Source organism: Leptotrichia sp. oral taxon 879 str. F0557 (assembly GCF_000469385.1).
Classification (GTDB): domain Bacteria; phylum Fusobacteriota; class Fusobacteriia; order Fusobacteriales; family Leptotrichiaceae; genus Leptotrichia; species Leptotrichia mesophila.
In genome coordinates this window covers 66,506-84,407 of the sequence record NZ_KI271301.1, presented here as the reverse complement: position 1 = coordinate 84,407, position 17,902 = coordinate 66,506, and the positions used below count along the sequence as shown (strand labels likewise).

General features: G+C 30.2%; 21 protein-coding genes. 15 read left to right on the top strand and 6 right to left on the bottom strand.

What is annotated here, in order from left to right:
• From HMPREF1552_RS03515 to upp, 3 genes are all read left to right on the top strand, one after another.
• A partial coding sequence (locus HMPREF1552_RS03515; protein WP_021743707.1) for an efflux RND transporter permease subunit occupies positions 1-288 on the top strand: 288 nt, incomplete at its 5' end.
• Between the two features lie 31 nt (positions 289-319).
• On the top strand, positions 320-616 hold the full coding sequence (locus HMPREF1552_RS03510; RefSeq protein WP_039901104.1) for a PG0541 family transporter-associated protein: 297 nt from the start codon (positions 320-322) through the stop codon (positions 614-616).
• Between the two features lie 57 nt (positions 617-673).
• Positions 674-1,297, top strand: coding sequence for a uracil phosphoribosyltransferase (gene upp, locus HMPREF1552_RS03505; protein ID WP_021743706.1), 624 nt, complete (start codon positions 674-676; stop codon positions 1,295-1,297).
• Between the two features lie 388 nt (positions 1,298-1,685).
• Here upp and HMPREF1552_RS12500 read toward each other — a convergent pair whose 3' ends face one another.
• The 6 genes from HMPREF1552_RS12500 to msrB form a co-directional block, all read right to left on the bottom strand.
• On the bottom strand, positions 1,686-1,859 hold the full coding sequence (locus HMPREF1552_RS12500) for a hypothetical protein (protein ID WP_039901102.1): 174 nt from the start codon (positions 1,857-1,859) through the stop codon (positions 1,686-1,688).
• A gap of 536 nt (positions 1,860-2,395) precedes the next feature.
• On the bottom strand, positions 2,396-4,066 hold the full coding sequence (locus HMPREF1552_RS03495) for a sensor histidine kinase (RefSeq protein WP_021743704.1): 1,671 nt from the start codon (positions 4,064-4,066) through the stop codon (positions 2,396-2,398).
• Positions 4,063-4,845: a response regulator gene (locus tag HMPREF1552_RS03490; protein WP_021743703.1), complete on the bottom strand. Its 783-nt coding sequence runs from the start codon at positions 4,843-4,845 to the stop codon at positions 4,063-4,065. Before HMPREF1552_RS03490 ends, HMPREF1552_RS03495 begins: the two co-directional genes overlap by 4 nt.
• The gene (locus HMPREF1552_RS03485) at positions 4,846-5,316 is read right to left on the bottom strand and encodes a redoxin family protein (protein ID WP_021743702.1); all 471 of its coding nucleotides are present in this window, start codon (positions 5,314-5,316) and stop codon (positions 4,846-4,848) included.
• A 126-nt stretch (positions 5,317-5,442) separates the two neighbouring features.
• Entirely contained in the window at positions 5,443-6,081 is a 639-nt protein-coding gene (locus HMPREF1552_RS03480; protein ID WP_021743701.1) for a cytochrome c biogenesis protein CcdA, read from the bottom strand.
• A gap of 24 nt (positions 6,082-6,105) precedes the next feature.
• The gene (gene msrB / locus HMPREF1552_RS03475) at positions 6,106-7,185 is read right to left on the bottom strand and encodes a peptide-methionine (R)-S-oxide reductase MsrB (RefSeq protein WP_021743700.1); all 1,080 of its coding nucleotides are present in this window, start codon (positions 7,183-7,185) and stop codon (positions 6,106-6,108) included.
• A 346-nt stretch (positions 7,186-7,531) separates the two neighbouring features.
• Here msrB and HMPREF1552_RS03470 point away from each other — a divergent pair, with 346 nt between their 5' ends.
• The 12 genes from HMPREF1552_RS03470 (at position 7,532) to HMPREF1552_RS03415 (ending at position 17,895) form a co-directional block, all read left to right on the top strand.
• A complete protein-coding gene (locus HMPREF1552_RS03470) occupies positions 7,532-8,467 on the top strand; it encodes a cell division protein FtsZ (RefSeq protein ID WP_021743699.1) in 936 nt (311 codons plus the stop codon).
• Between the two features lie 212 nt (positions 8,468-8,679).
• A complete protein-coding gene (locus HMPREF1552_RS03465; protein ID WP_021743698.1) occupies positions 8,680-9,192 on the top strand; it encodes a type III toxin-antitoxin system ToxN/AbiQ family toxin in 513 nt (170 codons plus the stop codon).
• A 76-nt stretch (positions 9,193-9,268) separates the two neighbouring features.
• Positions 9,269-10,117 (top strand): cell division protein FtsZ, encoded by an 849-nt coding sequence (locus tag HMPREF1552_RS03460; protein ID WP_021743697.1) that lies wholly within the window; start codon positions 9,269-9,271, stop codon positions 10,115-10,117.
• 84 nt (positions 10,118-10,201) lie between these two features.
• On the top strand, positions 10,202-10,639 hold the full coding sequence (locus HMPREF1552_RS03455) for a GNAT family N-acetyltransferase (RefSeq protein ID WP_021743696.1): 438 nt from the start codon (positions 10,202-10,204) through the stop codon (positions 10,637-10,639).
• Between the two features lie 346 nt (positions 10,640-10,985).
• Positions 10,986-11,438 carry a D-glycero-beta-D-manno-heptose 1-phosphate adenylyltransferase gene (gene rfaE2, locus HMPREF1552_RS03450; RefSeq protein WP_039889104.1) on the top strand — a complete coding sequence of 151 codons (453 nt, stop codon included), beginning with the start codon at positions 10,986-10,988 and terminating at the stop codon, positions 11,436-11,438.
• Positions 11,439-11,919: 481 nt separating this feature from the next.
• Positions 11,920-12,372 carry a tRNA (adenosine(37)-N6)-threonylcarbamoyltransferase complex ATPase subunit type 1 TsaE gene (tsaE, locus tag HMPREF1552_RS03445; protein WP_021743693.1) on the top strand — a complete coding sequence of 151 codons (453 nt, stop codon included), beginning with the start codon at positions 11,920-11,922 and terminating at the stop codon, positions 12,370-12,372.
• A gap of 61 nt (positions 12,373-12,433) precedes the next feature.
• Positions 12,434-13,186 (top strand): tRNA (adenosine(37)-N6)-threonylcarbamoyltransferase complex dimerization subunit type 1 TsaB, encoded by a 753-nt coding sequence (gene tsaB / locus HMPREF1552_RS03440; RefSeq protein WP_231370743.1) that lies wholly within the window; start codon positions 12,434-12,436, stop codon positions 13,184-13,186.
• Positions 13,186-14,376, top strand: coding sequence for a signal recognition particle-docking protein FtsY (ftsY, locus tag HMPREF1552_RS03435; RefSeq protein ID WP_021743691.1), 1,191 nt, complete (start codon positions 13,186-13,188; stop codon positions 14,374-14,376). Before tsaB ends, ftsY begins: the two co-directional genes overlap by 1 nt.
• A gap of 31 nt (positions 14,377-14,407) precedes the next feature.
• Positions 14,408-15,412 (top strand): phosphate acetyltransferase, encoded by a 1,005-nt coding sequence (gene pta / locus HMPREF1552_RS03430; RefSeq protein WP_021743690.1) that lies wholly within the window; start codon positions 14,408-14,410, stop codon positions 15,410-15,412.
• A 42-nt stretch (positions 15,413-15,454) separates the two neighbouring features.
• Entirely contained in the window at positions 15,455-16,651 is a 1,197-nt protein-coding gene (locus tag HMPREF1552_RS03425) for an acetate/propionate family kinase (protein ID WP_021743689.1), read from the top strand.
• Between the two features lie 65 nt (positions 16,652-16,716).
• Complete coding sequence (locus HMPREF1552_RS03420) at positions 16,717-17,139, top strand: flavodoxin (protein ID WP_021743688.1); 423 nt, start codon at positions 16,717-16,719, stop codon at positions 17,137-17,139.
• A gap of 129 nt (positions 17,140-17,268) precedes the next feature.
• A complete protein-coding gene (locus tag HMPREF1552_RS03415; RefSeq protein WP_039901100.1) occupies positions 17,269-17,895 on the top strand; it encodes a DUF445 domain-containing protein in 627 nt (208 codons plus the stop codon).
• Positions 17,896-17,902 lie beyond the last annotated feature (7 nt).

Sequence of the window (17,902 nt, the reverse complement as noted above, 5' to 3'; positions counted from 1 at the left end):
GAGGCCCTTGTGGAAGCGGCAGGTTCACGGCTTCGTCCGATACTTATGACAACGCTTACAACGGTGCTTGGATGGATTCCAATGGTATTTTCAAGCAAGGGAAGTTCGGGTTATTATCAAGGAATGGCGGTAGCAGTAATGTTTGGACTTTCATTCTGTACATTGCTGACATTATTCTTTATACCCGTGGCTTATTCTATAGTTGAGGAAAGAAAAGAAAGAAGACAAAAGGCAAAAGAGGAAGCAAGAAAAGCAAAAAAAATGGCTGAAAGATCACAAAATAAATAATAATAAACTTTAAAGAAAAGGAGGTGTTTTCTTGAAGAGGATAGAAATATATTTTGATTCTTACTTTATGGATAAAATAAAGGAGGAAATGCGTGAATATGGAATTGAGCAATATACAATAATTCCACAAGTTTACAGCCGTTGGAGCAAAACGTTAAAACATTTTAATAGCCACGTATGGCCAGGGACTGACAGCGTTCTTGTAACATATCTGGAAGATGAGCAGGCAAATGAAATTATGCGGCTTATTAAAATTATGAAAATCGATTTAGGAAAGTCAATTTCAATGGGAGCGGCACTTTTACCAGTAGACGATATTATTTTGTAAAAAATATGAATCTTAGAAAAAACAGTTTGAGTATAAAAAAGAACGGAGTGATTATTAATGGCAGTTTTTGAATTGAAACATCCACTAATTGAACATAAACTTTCAAATTTGAGAAATAAACATACAGATACTAAACTTTTTAGGGAAAGCCTAAATGAAATAGCAGGACTTATGGTTTATGAAGCAACAAAACATTTGCCGCTCAAGGAGATTGAAACAGAAACTCCTATTCAGAAAACCACTACAAGAGTTCTGGATAAACCAATAACATTAGTTCCCATCCTAAGAGCAGGACTTGGAATGATAGATGGAATATTGCAGCTTCTTCCAAATGCAAAAGTAGGGCATCTGGGAGTTTACAGAAACGAAGAAACCTTAGAGCCAGTCTACTATTACGCAAAAATGCCAACAAACGTTGTCGAAAGTCAAGTTTTCGTAGTAGATCCAATGCTTGCAACAGGTGGTTCAATGATTTACACACTTGACTATTTGAAAGAAAAAGGCGTAAAAAACATAACTGTGCTTTGTATTATTGGTGCTCCTGAAGGAATAAAGAAATTTACTGAAAAACATCCTGATGTAGATTTGTACATTGCGGCAATTGATACTGGACTTAATGAACATGCGTATATCTATCCAGGATTGGGAGATGCGGGAGATAGAATATTTGGAACAAAATAGTAAAATGGATTTTTTAGGAAAATGCTCTAATTAAAACAATTAGGGTGTTTTTTTATATTATTATGTTTTTTCTTTTTATATTTCTGTAGGATTGCTCATTGCCGCAAATCCTAAGACCTATGGCTAGTCTACGACATTTTTCTGCACTGACAAAAAACTCGCTATGCTCAAACAGTTTTGTCAGCACAGAAAAATGCTCCGACGGATTTTAAAGAGTAAAAATTATATTTTAATTATTTAAAAATATTGAGTTGTTATTCTTTATTAGAAAAGTTTGTAATAAATTTCTTATTTAACCGAGGTTTAGTATAATAATAATTTTTTCTTTTCTTCAAAAGCAAAAAAGAAGTAGAATCTCAAAAATTCTACTTCTTCACATAATGATTTATTAATAACGATTTCCATTTCCGTCTTCACAATAAATATATCCACTTCGTTTTTCATAACATCTTCTTTCGCTTCCTGCTCTATCTTTTTCATATTCTGCCCATCTTGAAGGACTAAAGAGACTGCAACTAACCACAGCCATTCCCAAAACAGCAATCAAAAATAATTTTTTCATATTTATCATCTCCGTATATTCTTTTTTTATATTATAACACATTTTTTTGGTTTTTTTTTTTTTTTTTTTTGAAATTAGAATAATATTATAAAAAACTATTTTTAAACAAGAGTTTAATTTTTTTGATTTTAAAAGGGATTGATACTATTTATCATTTAATATAGTAGAAATCAGAAAATTCATGTAATTAAAGCTTTTTTTATAAGATTGTACTGCTATACAATCGGAATAATCTTTAATTAAATTTAATCATTTAAGCGTTAATTTTATTTATAAATATTATAATTAATAATCGTTTTTTCTGTTTTTTTATTCAAATTTTTTGTAACGTAAGGGCATCAGACGCCATTCTCTTTAGTATGCCATTATTTAAATATATTAAAATAACTGTTATTGCGAAATGAAGGGAAATGGGACTGATTTCCCTTGCTTTTTAAAAAGAAAAAATATAAAATTATGAAAAAATTTGATTAAAGGATATTTTAATAGTGTGTAATAAAAATGAGAAATAGTATTAAAAGGAGTAGGAGAATAAATTACAAACTTGATTTAAAAGGAATTTTTATAATTACTTCTGCTCCTTCGGTTTTGCTGTCTTTATTTATAAATACGCCATAATTTTTGCCGTAATAGAATTTTATTCTTTTATCGACATTTTGAAATCCTACACCGCCTGTCTTGCTTTTTTTGAACTGTTTAGCTTTTTCAAAGCCTATTCCGTTGTCTTTGACTGAGATATTGACAGTGCTATTTTCTCTGTAAACGTCGATTGTGATAATTCCGTTTCCAGAAAGGTTTTTTATTCCGTGATAGATGGAGTTTTCTACAATTGGCTGGATTATGATTTTTGGAACTTCGATGGAAAGAAGCCTTTCATCTTCTATGTTGAAAAAATAGGAAAGTTTGTCTTCGTATCTCTGCTTTTGTATGAATAAATATTCTTTAGTGTGCATAATTTCATCTTTTAACGGTATTTTTTCGTGACCGTTGCTAAGGGAAAGCCTAAAATAGTTTGCAAGTGATTTTGTAATGCTGATTACTTTTTCATTGTCTTCAAATTCTGCCATCCAAATGATTGTATCGAGCGTATTATACAGAAAATGTGGATTAATCTGGCTGTGCAGAGCCTTTATTTCATATTCTCGCAAATATTTTATCTTTTCAACCATTACATTAAAATGTTCTACAAGATTCTGAACTTCATAGCCTGTTTTTTCGCTTAAATGAAATTCCCGTAGATTATTTTCAAAGTTTTGCATATGATTTTCCAGTTTTATTAAAGGCTTTAGAATCTTTGTTATTACGATAAATGTAATAATGGAAGAAAAAGCTAATGAAACTAGGAAAATGATAATAACTATGTGGGAAAAATTTTTCTTTAAGGTTACTAAGTCATTTGTGTTTGCAAGGCTTCTTAAATTCCAGTTTGTATTTTCAATCTGTGTTTCGTATAAATATGTATCTTTATTTTTATTCTTTTCTGAAAATTTTGCAAGGCACTTTTTATCAGCAAAGCATTTCACGTCTTTGTAGTAAATAATATTGTTGTTTTTGTCTACTATAATATTGTCGATTTGTTTTCCAAAAGAAATGGAATTTAAATATCTTTCAAGAATTTCATATTTAATGTCAAAAACAATAACACCAAGATTTTCCCCCTTTGAATTTTTTATGTCACGGCTGATTGACAGAAACCAGAGAGCTGAGTTCATAGAGGAGGTGGAATTTTTTCTGCTGGGATTAAAAACGGGCATATCTGAATTATTTATAGCATCGGCATACCATTTCTCCTTCATCATATTTTCTGATATTTTCATATCATTGTTTTTGTCACTGGATACAATGTTACCATTTTTTCCGATTACAGTAATATTTTTAATTCCTTTATTACTATCAAGAATCGAATAAATCATTTTTTCAATGCTCTTTTTTGAATCTTCATTTCCTGATATTAAAAAATTTCTAACATCGGCATCAACAGACAAGAGATTAATTATATTTTTCAATTTATCTGCATAGAGTGTAATATAACGGGATGTACTTATAACATTTTCGTTAGTATACTCAATTTCCTTGTTCATTATGATGTATTTTGAAGTATAGTAAAAAATACTGCTTAAAAAAAGTACAAACAGAAGATTTCCAATAATATAATAAAAAAACATCTGAAGCAGCATCGAGTTTTTCATAGTTCTTTTTAATTTCATAGTTTCTCCAACACACTTTTCTTAAATTCTTTCGGTGTCATTCCAAAAGTTTTTTTAAATTTTGAATTGAAGTAATTAAAGTTTTCCATTCCTACAAGCTCCCCAATTTGATAATTTTTCAGATCTGTTGTCAAAAGCAGCAGTTTTGCCTTTTCCATCCGCATATTATTCAAATAGTCCTGAAAAGGAATACCAAACAAATTTTTAAAAAGTGAACTCAAATATCCAGAAGACAAATTCATTTCGTCCGCCAGAGAATTTAAGTTAAAGGAAATATCGCTGTATTTTTCTTCAATTTTTTTTGTTAAAATATCTTTATACTTACTATGAGAAATATTTTTGTCAGATTTCTCAGCTTGGCTAATTTTGTTAATAATTTTTCTTGCTTCGTTATATTTTTTATCTTCTTCCAGCTTATAGATAAGTTTTGAAATTATCTCATTTATATCTGTCTTTGAAACAGGTTTTAAAATATAGTCTTCAACTCCGATTTTTAAAGCTTTTTGAGCATATTCAAAATAGTCATATCCAGAAATAATGGCTATTTTAACATCACTTTTCAGCTCTTTCATCTCCTCGGCAAGAGTTAGCCCATTTTTAAAGGGAATATTTATATCCAGCAAGACAAGGTCAGGCAAGACTTCAGAAAAAGTCTTAAAGGCAGAATTACCATCTTCTGCCTCATAAACATCACTTATCTTATATTTTTCAAAATCAATAAAAGTTTTAATACCTCTTCTTATAATCGGTTCATCATCAATTATTAAAATACTATACACTTATTTAACAGCTCCTTTGATTTGTGCAGCAGTCAGATGTCCCGGCAAAGTTTTAACAATATTCAAGTTCCCGTCCAGTACAATGTTTGAAGGATACCCCAAAACTTTCGCCCTTTTTAGCACTTCCCCCTTTTCATCCAGCAATACAGTAGTATTTTTATAGTTAAGTCCTTTATACCACTGAATAAATTTGGCTGTAGGTTTTTCTCCTTTTTGTCCTGGAGAAGCAATTGTTATAACTGTAAAATTCTTACTTTTATCTGCACTCAAAGAATTAATTTCGCTTAATCCCGAAAGACAGATAGGACACCATGAAGCCCACATTTTAATATATATTTTCTTACCTTTGTACTTGTTAAGGGAAACAGGTTTATTATTAATGTCCTTTAACTGAACTCCCTGCAGTGTATTTCCGAATGAAATCGCTCCAAAACTTAATAAAGTTGCAATTGCTGCAATTAATTTTTTCATAAAAATTACTTCCTTTCTGTATTATAACAAATTTAAAATATTTTTTGTAATTATTTTTTTAAGTTATTTTGATTACTAATTGTTTTATAAAATTTAAAAAATTATAATTTTTAAAAAATAAAATTATTAAAACTTATTCATTATTAGCAAAACTCCCATAAATATAATTAGAAATCCTCCAAAGATTTTAAAATAGTTTGTGTATTGATTTAAAGCTCGTACTTTTTTTAGTAATTCCTGAGAGAAAAAGGAAAATAGAACAAATGGAGTGGCAAGTCCTAAGACGTATATAAACATCATTAACCCTCCATAGACTGCAGATCCTTTTTCTCCTGCAAGAGTAAGCACTGAGGCAAGAATAGGGCCTACACATGGAGTCCACCCTAGACTAAACGTCAGTCCTAGCAAAAAAGCCTGTAATGAAGAATTTTTCCCAATTAAATTTAAATTTACAGATTTATTTTTTTCTAAAAAGTTAAATTTTAAGATACCTGTTTGATGTAGTCCCAGTATTATTACAATTATTCCTGCCAAAACTTTTACAGTGTCATTAAAGAAAATTCCCGTAAGAAAACTAAAACTAAAGCCTATGCTTACAAAAGTAAGCGAAAGTCCTAAAATAAATAAAAAGGTATTAAGTACAGTTTTTTTCCCTTTGCTTAAAATTCCCAAATATACAGGAACAATGGGAAGAATACATGGAGATAGAAAACTTGCTACCCCTCCTAAAAATACGCTTCCTACCAGTAATGGCTGATTAAACATAAGTTATCTCCTATCCTGTTCATTTTATTGAACTAATTTTATTAAATATCCGTAATGTTCTTTTTCCATATCTTTTAATGGGATAAATTTAATTGAAGCACTGTTTATGCAATAACGAAGCCCGCCTTTGTCTTTAGGTCCATCATCAAAAACGTGTCCCAAGTGAGCCTTTCCACTTCGACTAAGCACTTCTGTCCTTACCATATTAAAACTTGTATCATTTGCATAAGTTACGACATCTTTTGAAATAGGTTTTGTAAAACTTGGCCAGCCACAGCCAGAATCATATTTATCCTTTGAGGAAAATAATGGCTCTCCTGTTGTTATGTCCACATAAATTCCAGCTTCATGATTGTCCCAGTACTCGTTTGAAAAAGAATGTTCAGTATTTTTTTTCTGTGTAACGCTGTATTGAAGTGGAGTAAGCCGTTTTTTCAATTCTTCATCACTTGGTTTTGGATAATCTTTTGGATCAATGATAACTTCATCTGCTTTAGTAATATCAATGTGGCAATATCCGTTAGGATTTTTTCTTAAATAGTCCTGATGGTATTCTTCTGCGAGAATATAATTTTTCAAAGGCTGAACTTCAACTTGAATTTTATCTGTATATTTTTTCTGCTCTTCTTCAATTTCCTGTAAAATAATTTCTTTATCTTTGGGGTTAGTATAGTAAATTCCTGTCCTGTATTGTCTGCCTCTATCATTTCCCTGCTGATTAATGCTAGTAGGATCTACAACTTGAAAATAATATTTAAGCAGTTTGCTCAAAGAAATTTTGTTTGCGTCATATTTTACGTGAACTGTTTCTGCGTGATCCGTTGATGCGACAATGTTGTAACTCGTTTTTTCAGTTTTACCGTTCGCATAGCCAACTGTAGCATCCTTTACCCCGTCGATTCTTTCCATATATGCCTCAAGTCCCCAGAAACAGCCACCAGCAAGATAGATTTCCCTGATGTTTTCGTTTCCTGCCTGAATCATATTTTCTTTTTTTGGTTTATTTTCATTTCTGTTTTTACGATTTTTGTTTTTATTTGATAATACTACTGAAAATAAAGTTAAAGATAGTATTAAAAATAATAATAGACTTCTAGATTTCATAAAACCGCCTCCCGATTTATATTTAAATATTTTTTGTATCTACAAGAATAGTATAGTCCAAAAATTGATAAAAAAAAATGAAATATAGTAATATTTTTCTATAATTTTATAATATTTGTTTATTTAATAATCAAATTTGATATAATTTTAAAAAAGGGTTAAGTTAAAATATAAAATCAATATTTTTAAAATAAAAAATAAAGGGTCTTGTGATATATTAAAGAACTGTGATTAATAAACAGATTAAAGAAAAATATTAATAAATAGTGTCTTGAAATATAGATTATCTAGGAGGAAAAATAGTGGGTAACATCACTTGTAGGAACACAGAGGTCGGGGGACTGATATGAAAAACACGTTAAATGGTGTAAAAGTAAAAATAGTGGCTTTGGGAAAAACAGGAAGTAATGTAATAAATAAAATGATATTAAATAACATTGTAAAGGCTGACTTTATAGCGATAGACACGGAAAAGTTGAATTTAGACAGTTCAAAAGCTCCGAAAAAAATATTTGTGTCATCAATAACTTCATTTGAAGCGATGGAGGATTTAAGAAAACAAACAGAAAAAGAATTTCAAAATTCGGATATGGTGTTTATAATAGCTGAAATGGGAGAAAAAACAGGAACTCTACTTTCATCAGCTGTGGCAGAAATTGCAAAATCTATGAATATATTAACTGTTGCAATAGTGTCAAAGCCTTTTGATTTTGAAAATCGGAATAAAATAAAACTTGCTAAAAAGGGAAAGGAAAGATTAAAACATTTTGCGGATACTATAATAGTCATTCCATATCAAAGATTAAATGATTTATACGTAAATCTTCCAATTGCAAATATCTATGAAAAAGGAGAAAAAGCCTTTGTAACAATTGTAAAGGGAATATTGGATTTGATAAAAAAACAGGGAATTGTAAATTTGGACTTTGCAGACATTAAATCTATATTGCAAAATTCAGGCAAAACAGTATTAGGCTTTGGAAAAGCAGACGGAGAGGACAGAGCAAAAAAGGCGGTAGAACAGGCGCTAAATACCCCACTTCTAGAACGTTCAATAAAAGATGCAGGAAAAATACTAATGAATATAACCTCGGGAAATGATATACGTCTCGAAGAAATCAGCCAAATTGCCACAGCAGTAGCCACAAGTACCGAAAATCCAGATTTATTTCTCGCATGGGGAACAGTCTTTGAAGAAACTAAATTTGAAAATTCTGAAGATTTTGAACAAAAAGGGAGCTGTGTAAAAGTATATTTGATTGCAACAGATTTTCGCAATTAATAAAAAAAATTAAAAATTTATAAATAAAAAAAGAAAAACTATTGACTAATCAATTAGATATGATATAATTACATTGAAAGAAAAAGTTTAAAAACAGGTGTTCCACTACCTTAAAATGAAGGACAGATAAAAACAGGTGTTGCACTGCCTTAAAATGAAGCAACTTTAAATGCAAAGCTACCAATTATGGTAGCTTTTTTTCGAGGGGGATTATGAAGTTATATGAAGTAGATGAAAGTTATATAAATTATTTGAAACTTTTTGACAATAGAGTTTTAAATTATTCAGGAGAAAATTATACGAAAACACGAAAATATATTGGGGTGCTTTTAAAAGTGAATAATTGTGATTATTTGGCACCGTTATCATCTCCAAATAAAAAAAGTGATTATACTAATGGAAAAATACGAAAGTCAAATAATTTTATTATTAGAATTATTGATAAACAAAGAAACATTTTACTGGGAACTATAAAAATAAGCAATATGATTGCAATTTTTGATAAAACAGTAATTAAATATTATGATATTCACAAGGAAACGGATGAAGGCTACAAGAAATTAATTTTAAAGGAATTAAGATTTATTTATGCTAATAAAGAAAAAATTAAAAAAACAGCAATAAAATTATACAATCAAAAAATACATAATATGTCAATGGACTATATAAAGCATACGATTGATTTTTTATTATTAGAAGAAAAGGCGAAATTGTATAAAAAATAGTAAAAAGTTCTAATATATTTGATAAAAATATGTTAAAATCTAGAAAAGAAAACTTTATATATAAAGGAGAAGAAAAATGGAAGGTGTTGAAATAAAAGTTGTCGGAATTGGTACAGTGGGAAATGATGTCTTAAATAAAATGATGAAAAAAGAGATTGCAGAAGTTGAATTTGTGGGAATTGACACAAATAAAGGGAATTTGGATAAACTGAATGTAGAATCAAAAATATTGGCTTCTGAGAATTTAAGTGAAAACGTCCAAAGTGCATTGAAAAATACAGATTTAGTGTTTATTTTGACGGAAATGTCAGAAAAGAAGAATAACGAGATAGCCTGCATTGTTTCAGAAGTTGTAAAAACAATGGGAATATTAACAGTGGTTGTAGTTGCTACATCAATTAATTCAAATGGAGAAGTTGAAGAAATCAAGAAATTAGAAGAAGTTTCTGATACTGTTATAGTTTTGCCTCTTAAAAAATTAATGGAAGCAGATTTAAGTGCAACTTTTGATAAATTATTTGAAAAAAGAGATGAAATTTTTATAAAAAATGTAGAATTTATAACAAATCTAATAAAAAAACAAGGGATAGTGAATCTTGATTTTGATGATATAAAAATAATGCTAGGAAATTCAGGAGAAGGTGTAATAGCATTTGGTAAAGGTGAAGGACAGAATAAGGTAAAACTTGCTACAGAACAAATAATAAACAGTCCTTTTACAAAAAATATTCCAAAAGCGAGAAAGATTCTGTTAAGCATTACAGCAGGACCAGACATTGGATTAACGGATTTACAGGAAATAACTATGATTACAAATGAAAAATTTGGAGCAGACCAAACAAATATACTATGGGGATACATTATGGATGTTGAGCTTGAAGATAAAATTGAAATGGAAATGCTGATAACGGATTTTTCTAAATAAATGTATATAAAATAATACTAAGGTTGAAGTATTTATTATAGAAAAAAGTAAATATGAAAAATTAGAAGTTATAGAGGTAAAAGTGTGATAAGAGAGATTAATATACTAGATGCGAAGGATATACAAGAAATTTGTAAAGATGAGTTAGGATATAATGTTGATATTAAGACTGTCAAGACACAAATTGAAAAATTATCTATTGATTATGAACATCATATTATCGCAGTATATGAAGATAAAGAAACAAGTAAGGTTGTTGGTTTTGTTCATGCAGAGATGTATGAAAGTTTATATAGTGATATTGGGTTAAATGTATTAGGATTAGCAGTAAATTCCAATTTTCAAGGCAAGGGTATAGGGAAAAAACTGATGGTTTTTGTTGAAGAGTATGCTTTAAACAATAATATTAATTTCATTAGATTAAATTCGGCTTCTCATCGTTCAGAAGCACATAAATTTTATGAGAATATAGGTTATACTTGTAATAAAACTCAAAAACGTTTTATAAAAATATTTCGATAAAGAGGTACTAATAATAAAATTTTAAAATTTCAGAGAAGTAAAAGCAGTAAGCTTATGCTTCTTTTTCTTTTTTAATAAAAAAATTGTGAGAATATGCTTAAAACTTCGTAAAATCAAATTGTTGAAATTTGAAAAAATAAAAGTTCAAAAAAAATAGAAAAATTTTCTTTTTTTGAAAAAAATGTGGTATAATTTGATGTATGCTCAAACCTTTTTAAAATTAAATAAACTTAGGGATTGAGTAAATTATGAATTAAAAACATTATAATTATAAATAGAATAGATAAATATATTGGAGAGAAAATTGGAAAAAAGTTTTAAAGATAATTTGCTGACTGCTGATGAAATGAGAGATGAAATAGTGAGATTGCAGAAGGCTGGGAAAAAGGTAGTTTTTACTAACGGAGTTTTTGATATTTTACATGTTGGGCATTTAACTTATCTAGAGGAAGCTAGAAATTTAGGCGATGTTTTGGTTGTCGGTGTAAATAGCGATGCTTCGGTTAAAGTGAACAAGGGAGATAAAAGACCTATAAATAGTGAAACAAATAGAGCATTTGTGCTTTTGGGTACAAAATTTGTAGACTATACAGTAATTTTTAATGAAAAAACACCAGAAAAACTGCTGGATATTTTAAAGCCAGATATTCACGTAAAAGGCGGAGATTACAAAAAAGAAGACTTGCCAGAAACAAAAGTTGTTGAAAAAAATGGCGGAGAAGTAAAGATTTTATCCTTCGTGGATAACATTTCCACAACTGAAATTATTAATAAAATTATTGAAGTGTATAAAAAATAAAAAATTTTAAAAATTATAGAAGAAATATTTGTTAATGAAATATATTTTTATTTAATACTAAATTTCATTTAAAAATAAAAATTTATTTTTATAATAAGGTTGTTTAATAACTAATTTATAATCATTCAACTAAATTATTTTTATATTTTGATTAATAGATATTTTTCATATTACTATGTTTTTTCTTTTTTATTTTCGTAGGATTGCTCATTGCCGCAAATCCTACAACCTATGGCTAGTCTACGACATTTTCCTGCACTGACAAAAAACTCGCTATGCTCAAACAGTTTTGTCAGCACAGAAAAATGCTCCGACAGATTAGCTAAATTAGACTATATAAAAAAAATGAAAATTATATTTTAATTATTTGAAAATATTAGGTTTATATCCTTTAATTAGAAAAGTTTGTAATAAATTCGTTATTTAAATGGACTTTAGTATAAAAATAAAATTTAATTAATATTTAGAAGCGAGAAAAATTATGAAAAAGAAAATATTGACATTTGATAAGATAGATGAATTAGCAAAAAAATTAGCAGAAAAGTTAAAAAACGGAGGCTGTCTAGGGCTTATTGGAGATTTGGGAGCTGGGAAGACTACATTTACTAAGAAGATTTGTGAATGTTATAATATTACAGAGAATGTAAAAAGTCCAACATTTACTTATGTTATTGAGTATAGTTCTGGAGATATGCCTGTGTATCATTTTGATGTGTATAGGATTAATGATTCTGAGGAGATTTATGAGATTGGGTTTGAGGATTATATTGGGGAAGATGGAAGTGTTGTGATTATTGAGTGGGCGGACAAGATTTTGGATGAGATGCCTGAGGATGCGGTGTTTGTTGAGATAAATCATTATTCAGATGTGGCTCGTGAAGTATCAGTTTATACGATTGAAAATGGAGAAAAAGTAGATTTTGAAATTGAATAATTTAGTTTTTAATAGTTCAATTTTAAATGGATTCGAGTATATAAAGTAAAGAAAAATGAAAATGGAGAAAAATATGTTGATATTTGCGATAACGACTACAACTAAGCTGGCTGGATTGTCGCTTTATGAAAAAGATAAACTGCTGGGGGAAATACATGTGGAAATGGCAAAAACACATTCTACTACGATTTTGGAGCAGATTGACAGCCTTTTGAAATGGACAGGGAAAAAGCTAGATGAAATTGAAAATGTAATTGTTTCGATAGGACCTGGTTCATTTACGGGTGTTAGAATAGCAATTTCAGTTGTAAAGGGGCTTTTTTTTGGACGAAATGTGAATTTTTATGAGGTGAATGAGTTGGATGCACTTGGATTTCAAGGGTATTATAATTTGAAAATAAGTTTGAGAAATGATGAAGATGTGAAAATATATTCTATGATTGATTCACGAAAGGAAAAGATTTATTGTGCGGGTTATGAAACTTTAAGTGAAAATAAATTGAAATTAATAAAAAATTATGAAGTTGCAAAACTTGACAATGTAATTGAGGAAATAATAGAAAATAAGAGAAATAATAAAAAAGTTTATCTGATTGGGGATGCAGTTTTTAATTATAAGGCTAAGATACTAGATAAATTGGGGAATTGTGTAAAAATATTTGAAGATAAGAATTTGGTAATTAATACAATGACATTTGTGCAGATGCTTTTAGATAAAAATTTGGAAAATGCTGGTGTGATAAGAAAGACTGATATTTTTAATCTGAAACCAGATTATCTGGAAAAATCACAGGCGGAAAGGGATAAAAAATAATGCTGAAAAATTTTTTTAAATTTGGAAAAAAGAAAAAAGATGAAGACCAGAAGGACACTTTGGAAAATCAGATAGAAAAAGAAATTGAGGAAAGCCAAAGTGAAATAGATAAAATTAAAGCTGAAACTGAAAAGGAAATAAAAGAAACAGCTGAAGAAATCTTAGGAAAAAATGCTAAAAAAACTGAAAATAATGAAAAAAACTTTGAAACTGAAAGAGAAAAAACTGAAAGTGTAGAAATAGAAGAAAAATCAAATGAGAAAACAAAAGGAAAGCCTAAATTAAAACCTTTAAAGGATAGGCTGGCAACTCCTAAAAAAGGTTTTTTTGGAAAACTGAAGGAAATGCTTTTGGGTAAAGCGATAGATGACGATTTGTACGAGGAACTGGAGGAGTTGCTTATTCAGTCAGATATTGGAATGAATATGACAATGCAGCTAGTGGAGGAGCTGGAAAAATCAGTTTCACAAAAAAAACTAAAAACATCGGAACAAATTTACGATGAATTAAAGGAATTGCTTAAAGCAAAACTTATTTACAATGATGAAAACAGTACAAAATTAAAATTACAGGATGGAAAACTTAATATCCTTTTGGTTGTTGGAGTAAATGGTGTTGGGAAGACTACTTCCATTGGTAAAATTGCAAAAAAATTGAAGGATAGCGGGAAAAAGGTTATCATTGGGGCTGGAGATACATTTAGAGCCGCTGCGATTGAGCAAGTTGAGGAATGGGGAAAACGGACTGGAGTGGAAGTTGTAAAACAGGCACATGGGAGCGATCCTGCGGCTGTAATTTTTGATACAGTAAAAACTGCTAAAAATCGTGGATTTGATGTGGCGATACTGGATACGGCTGGAAGACTGCACAATAAACGTGATCTGATGAAGGAGCTTGAAAAAATAAACAAAATTATACGGGAACAATCTGGAGAAACAGACTTTGAAACTTTGCTTGTGATTGACAGTACAACTGGTCAGAATGGATTGGAGCAGGCTAGAATATTTAATGAAATCGTAGATTTGACAGGAATTATATTGACAAAATTTGACGGGACGGCAAAAGGAGGGATTATTTTCCCAATTACAGAAGAGCTGAAAAAACCGATTAAATTTATAGGTGTCGGAGAAGGAATAGAGGATTTGCGGGAATTTGATACAAAGGAATTTGTTGAAGCTATGTTTGATTAATAAAAAAGAAAATTGAAAAGGAGAGGAAATTATGAACACATTAGCAAATGAATTGAAAGAAAAAGCAAAAAAACTGAACAAGACAATCATTTTACCTGAAACAGAAGATGAAAGAGTTTTGCGGGCGACAGAAAAAATCATTAATGAAGGAATTGCAAAAATAGCACTGGTTGGAGATGAGAAAAAGTTAAAGGAAAAAGCCGCTGAACTGGGAGTTTCATTGGAAGGAGCGATTTTCTATAATCCTGATTCGTGTGCAACAATTGATGCTATGTCAGAACTTTTGAGAAAAAGAAGAGAAAAAAAAGGTATGACGTTAGAAACTGCAAAAGCAACACTTATGTCGGATCCAAGATATTTTGCGGCAATGCTTGTACATCAAGGAAGAGTGGATGGAATGGTAGCAGGTTCATCTTCGCCAACAGCTCATGTCCTAAGAGCGGCAATTCACATAATTGGACCAAAGGAAGGGCTAAAGACAGTATCAAGTTCGTTCATTATGATAACAGATACGCCTGAGTTTGGAGATAATGGTACTCTTGTGTATTCAGATGGTGGGGTAATACCTAGTCCTACTGCTATGCAGCTTGCTGATATTGCTATTTCTGCAGCAGAAAAAGCTAGATTTACTGCTGGAATAAAAGAACCTAAAGTGGCATTTCTGTCATTTTCTACAAAAGGGAGTGCAGACGGAGTGTCTGTAAGCAAAGTTAGAGAAGCTATCGAAATTTTAAAAGTTAGAAATGTTGATTTTGACTTTGATGGAGAATTACAGCTTGATGCTGCGATTGTGCCAGAAGTGGCTGCTGCAAAAGCACCTGGATCAAAAGTGGCAGGACAGGCAAATGTATTGATTTTCCCTGACTTAGATTCAGGAAATATCGGTTATAAATTAACACAGAGATTGGCTAAGGCAAAAGCATTAGGGCCTTTAATTCAAGGATTGGCACGTCCAGTTCACGATCTTTCAAGAGGATGTAGCGTGGAAGATATTGTAGAAGTTGTTGCAATTACTGCTGTTGAATCAGAAATGTAAAACATAAATAAAAATACAAACAAAAAATTTGGAGGGAAATTTATGAAAATTTTGGTAATAAATTGTGGGAGTTCATCAGCAAAATTTGAACTTATTGACATGACAAATGAGCAGTCATTAGCTAAAGGAAATTGTGAAAGAATAGGAATTGCAAATCCTATTTTCAGTTATAAAAATCTGCTTACTGGAGAAAAAATTGATAAAATGGAAGTTCCGATGGAAAACCATACAGTTGCGGTAGAATTGATTCTAAAAACACTTCAAGATGAGAAAATAGGAGTAATATCAAGTGTGGATGAAATAGATTCTATTGGGCATAGAATAGTACATGGAGGAGAATACTATGATGATTCTGTAATCGTAGATGATGAAGTTATAAAAAACCTTGAGGAAATAGCACCGCTTGCACCTTTACATAATCCTGCACATCTTATGGGGATAAGAGTTATTCAAAAACTTCTTCCAGGAAAGAAAAATGTGGTAGTGTTTGATACAGCTTTCCATCAGACAATGCCGCCAAAAGCATACATGTATGCTTATCCTTATGAAGATTATACTGACTTGAAAGTGAGAAAATACGGATTTCATGGAACTTCTCACAAGTATGTAAGTGAAGTGGCAAGAGAAATGCTAGGAAAGGAAGATTCTAAAATTATAGTATGTCATCTTGGAAATGGCGCGAGCATATCAGCAGTAAAAAATGGTAAAGTTGTAGATACATCAATGGGAATGACACCGCTTGCAGGAGTTATGATGGGAACAAGAACAGGAGATGTAGATCCAGCCTCTGTTATTTATGTTATGAGAAAAAGAGAACTCTCTTTGGATGAAATGAACAATAGAATGAATAAACAGTCTGGGATTTTAGGAATATTTGGAGAAAGTTCAGATTTTCGTGATTTAGATACAGCAAGAAGAAACGGAAATGAAAAGGCTCAATTGGCTTATGAAATGTTCTGCTATAGAATACAACTTTATATTGGAGCTTATGTTGCAGCAATGAACGGTGTTGATGTAATTGCCTTTACTGGTGGAATTGGAGAAAATTCAGTTGGAGTGAAAAAACATATATGTGAATCGCTTTCATACTTTGGAATCGAACTTGATGAAGAAAAAAATGCACAAAGATTACCAGGAAATGTAGAGTTATCAACAAAAAATTCATTAGTTAAAATTTACAAGATTGAAACAGCAGAAGAGCTTGTAATTGCAAGAGATACTTATAGATTAACAAAATAAAAATACAGATAGCCAAACTTCAGGGTTTGGCTTTACAATAATTTACAATCAAAGAAAGGAAAACAATGGCAACATTAAATATAATTTATTACACAGGTACTGGAAATACTGCAGATATGGCAAAATACATTGGTGAAGGAGCAGAAAATGCTGGAGCTGATGTAAAATTGATAAATGTAGAAGAAGCTGACGAAAGTGCAATCAATGCTGATTTTGTAGCATTTGGATCGCCTGCTGTCGGTGCAGAAGAAATTGCACCAGAAATGGTTGAATTCTTTGAAGGGATAAAAGAACAGATTATCGGGAAAACAGTCGGGCTTTTCGGCTCTTATGACTGGGGACAAGGTGGTTGGATGGAAACTTGGCGTGAAGAAATGATAAATGAAGGATTTTCTATTGTAAATGATGGTCTTATAATTCATCTGGCTGTTGATGACGATGAAAAAATTGAGAAATGCAAGGAATATGGAAAAGCAATAGTTGGTTAATTTTAACTTTAAAAAATAAATTAATAAAATTGAGAAAATCTATAGCTTGAATAAAAAAATAATTTTTGAATTAAGTTTTAAACGGCTTTACTATAAAATTTTCATTTGGCTATAAATATGGAGGAAAAATTGGGAAATTTATTAATACAGCTGGCTATAATGGTTTTTGTTGGAACTCTTATAGGATGGTTTACGAATTATCTGGCAATAAAATTGTTATTTAGACCTTATAAGGAAGTAAACCTGCTGTTTTTTAAAATACAGGGACTAATCCCTAAAAATAGGGACAGAATATCAGAAAATCTCGCTGAAACAATTGAAAAAGAACTAATTTCAGTAGAGCATATTACAGCAAAGTTAAAAGATAGCAATATTATTAATGATGATGTTTTAGATAAACTGCTTGATAAAGTCATAGGAGAAAAGCTTAAAAATAGTGTGTTAGAAAAAAATCCGCTATTAAAGATGTTTTTAAATGATTCGTTAATTGAAAAAATAAAATCATACTTTAAAAAGTCCATTTTGGAAAATAAAGAGGAAATAGTGGAAGAAATAATAAAAATTGCAGAAGATAAAATAAATTTTAAAGAAATTATGCTTGAAAAAATGAAAAATTTTTCATTAGAAGAAATGGAAAAAATTATTTTGTCTGTGTCTAAAAATGAATTGAAACATATTGAGATTATCGGTGGGGTATTAGGAGGAATAATTGCATTATTTCAGTTTTTTATAATGTTATTATTAAAACAGATATAAAGAATAT

Coding starts and splice junctions, on each gene's coding strand:
- upp (WP_021743706.1), top strand. CDS start 674: ATGGCAGTTTTTGAATTGAAACATCCACTAATTGAACATAAACTTTCA.
- HMPREF1552_RS12500 (WP_039901102.1), bottom strand. CDS start 1,859: ATGAAAAAATTATTTTTGATTGCTGTTTTGGGAATGGCTGTGGTTAGT.
- HMPREF1552_RS03495 (WP_021743704.1), bottom strand. CDS start 4,066: ATGAAATTAAAAAGAACTATGAAAAACTCGATGCTGCTTCAGATGTTT.
- HMPREF1552_RS03485 (WP_021743702.1), bottom strand. CDS start 5,316: ATGAAAAAATTAATTGCAGCAATTGCAACTTTATTAAGTTTTGGAGCG.
- HMPREF1552_RS03480 (WP_021743701.1), bottom strand. CDS start 6,081: ATGTTTAATCAGCCATTACTGGTAGGAAGCGTATTTTTAGGAGGGGTA.
- msrB (WP_021743700.1), bottom strand. CDS start 7,185: ATGAAATCTAGAAGTCTATTATTATTTTTAATACTATCTTTAACTTTA.
- HMPREF1552_RS03470 (WP_021743699.1), top strand. CDS start 7,532: ATGAAAAACACGTTAAATGGTGTAAAAGTAAAAATAGTGGCTTTGGGA.
- HMPREF1552_RS03465 (WP_021743698.1), top strand. CDS start 8,680: ATGAAGTTATATGAAGTAGATGAAAGTTATATAAATTATTTGAAACTT.
- HMPREF1552_RS03460 (WP_021743697.1), top strand. CDS start 9,269: ATGGAAGGTGTTGAAATAAAAGTTGTCGGAATTGGTACAGTGGGAAAT.
- rfaE2 (WP_039889104.1), top strand. CDS start 10,986: ATGAGAGATGAAATAGTGAGATTGCAGAAGGCTGGGAAAAAGGTAGTT.
- tsaE (WP_021743693.1), top strand. CDS start 11,920: ATGAAAAAGAAAATATTGACATTTGATAAGATAGATGAATTAGCAAAA.
- tsaB (WP_231370743.1), top strand. CDS start 12,434: ATGGAGAAAAATATGTTGATATTTGCGATAACGACTACAACTAAGCTG.
- ftsY (WP_021743691.1), top strand. CDS start 13,186: ATGCTGAAAAATTTTTTTAAATTTGGAAAAAAGAAAAAAGATGAAGAC.
- pta (WP_021743690.1), top strand. CDS start 14,408: ATGAACACATTAGCAAATGAATTGAAAGAAAAAGCAAAAAAACTGAAC.
- HMPREF1552_RS03425 (WP_021743689.1), top strand. CDS start 15,455: ATGAAAATTTTGGTAATAAATTGTGGGAGTTCATCAGCAAAATTTGAA.
- HMPREF1552_RS03420 (WP_021743688.1), top strand. CDS start 16,717: ATGGCAACATTAAATATAATTTATTACACAGGTACTGGAAATACTGCA.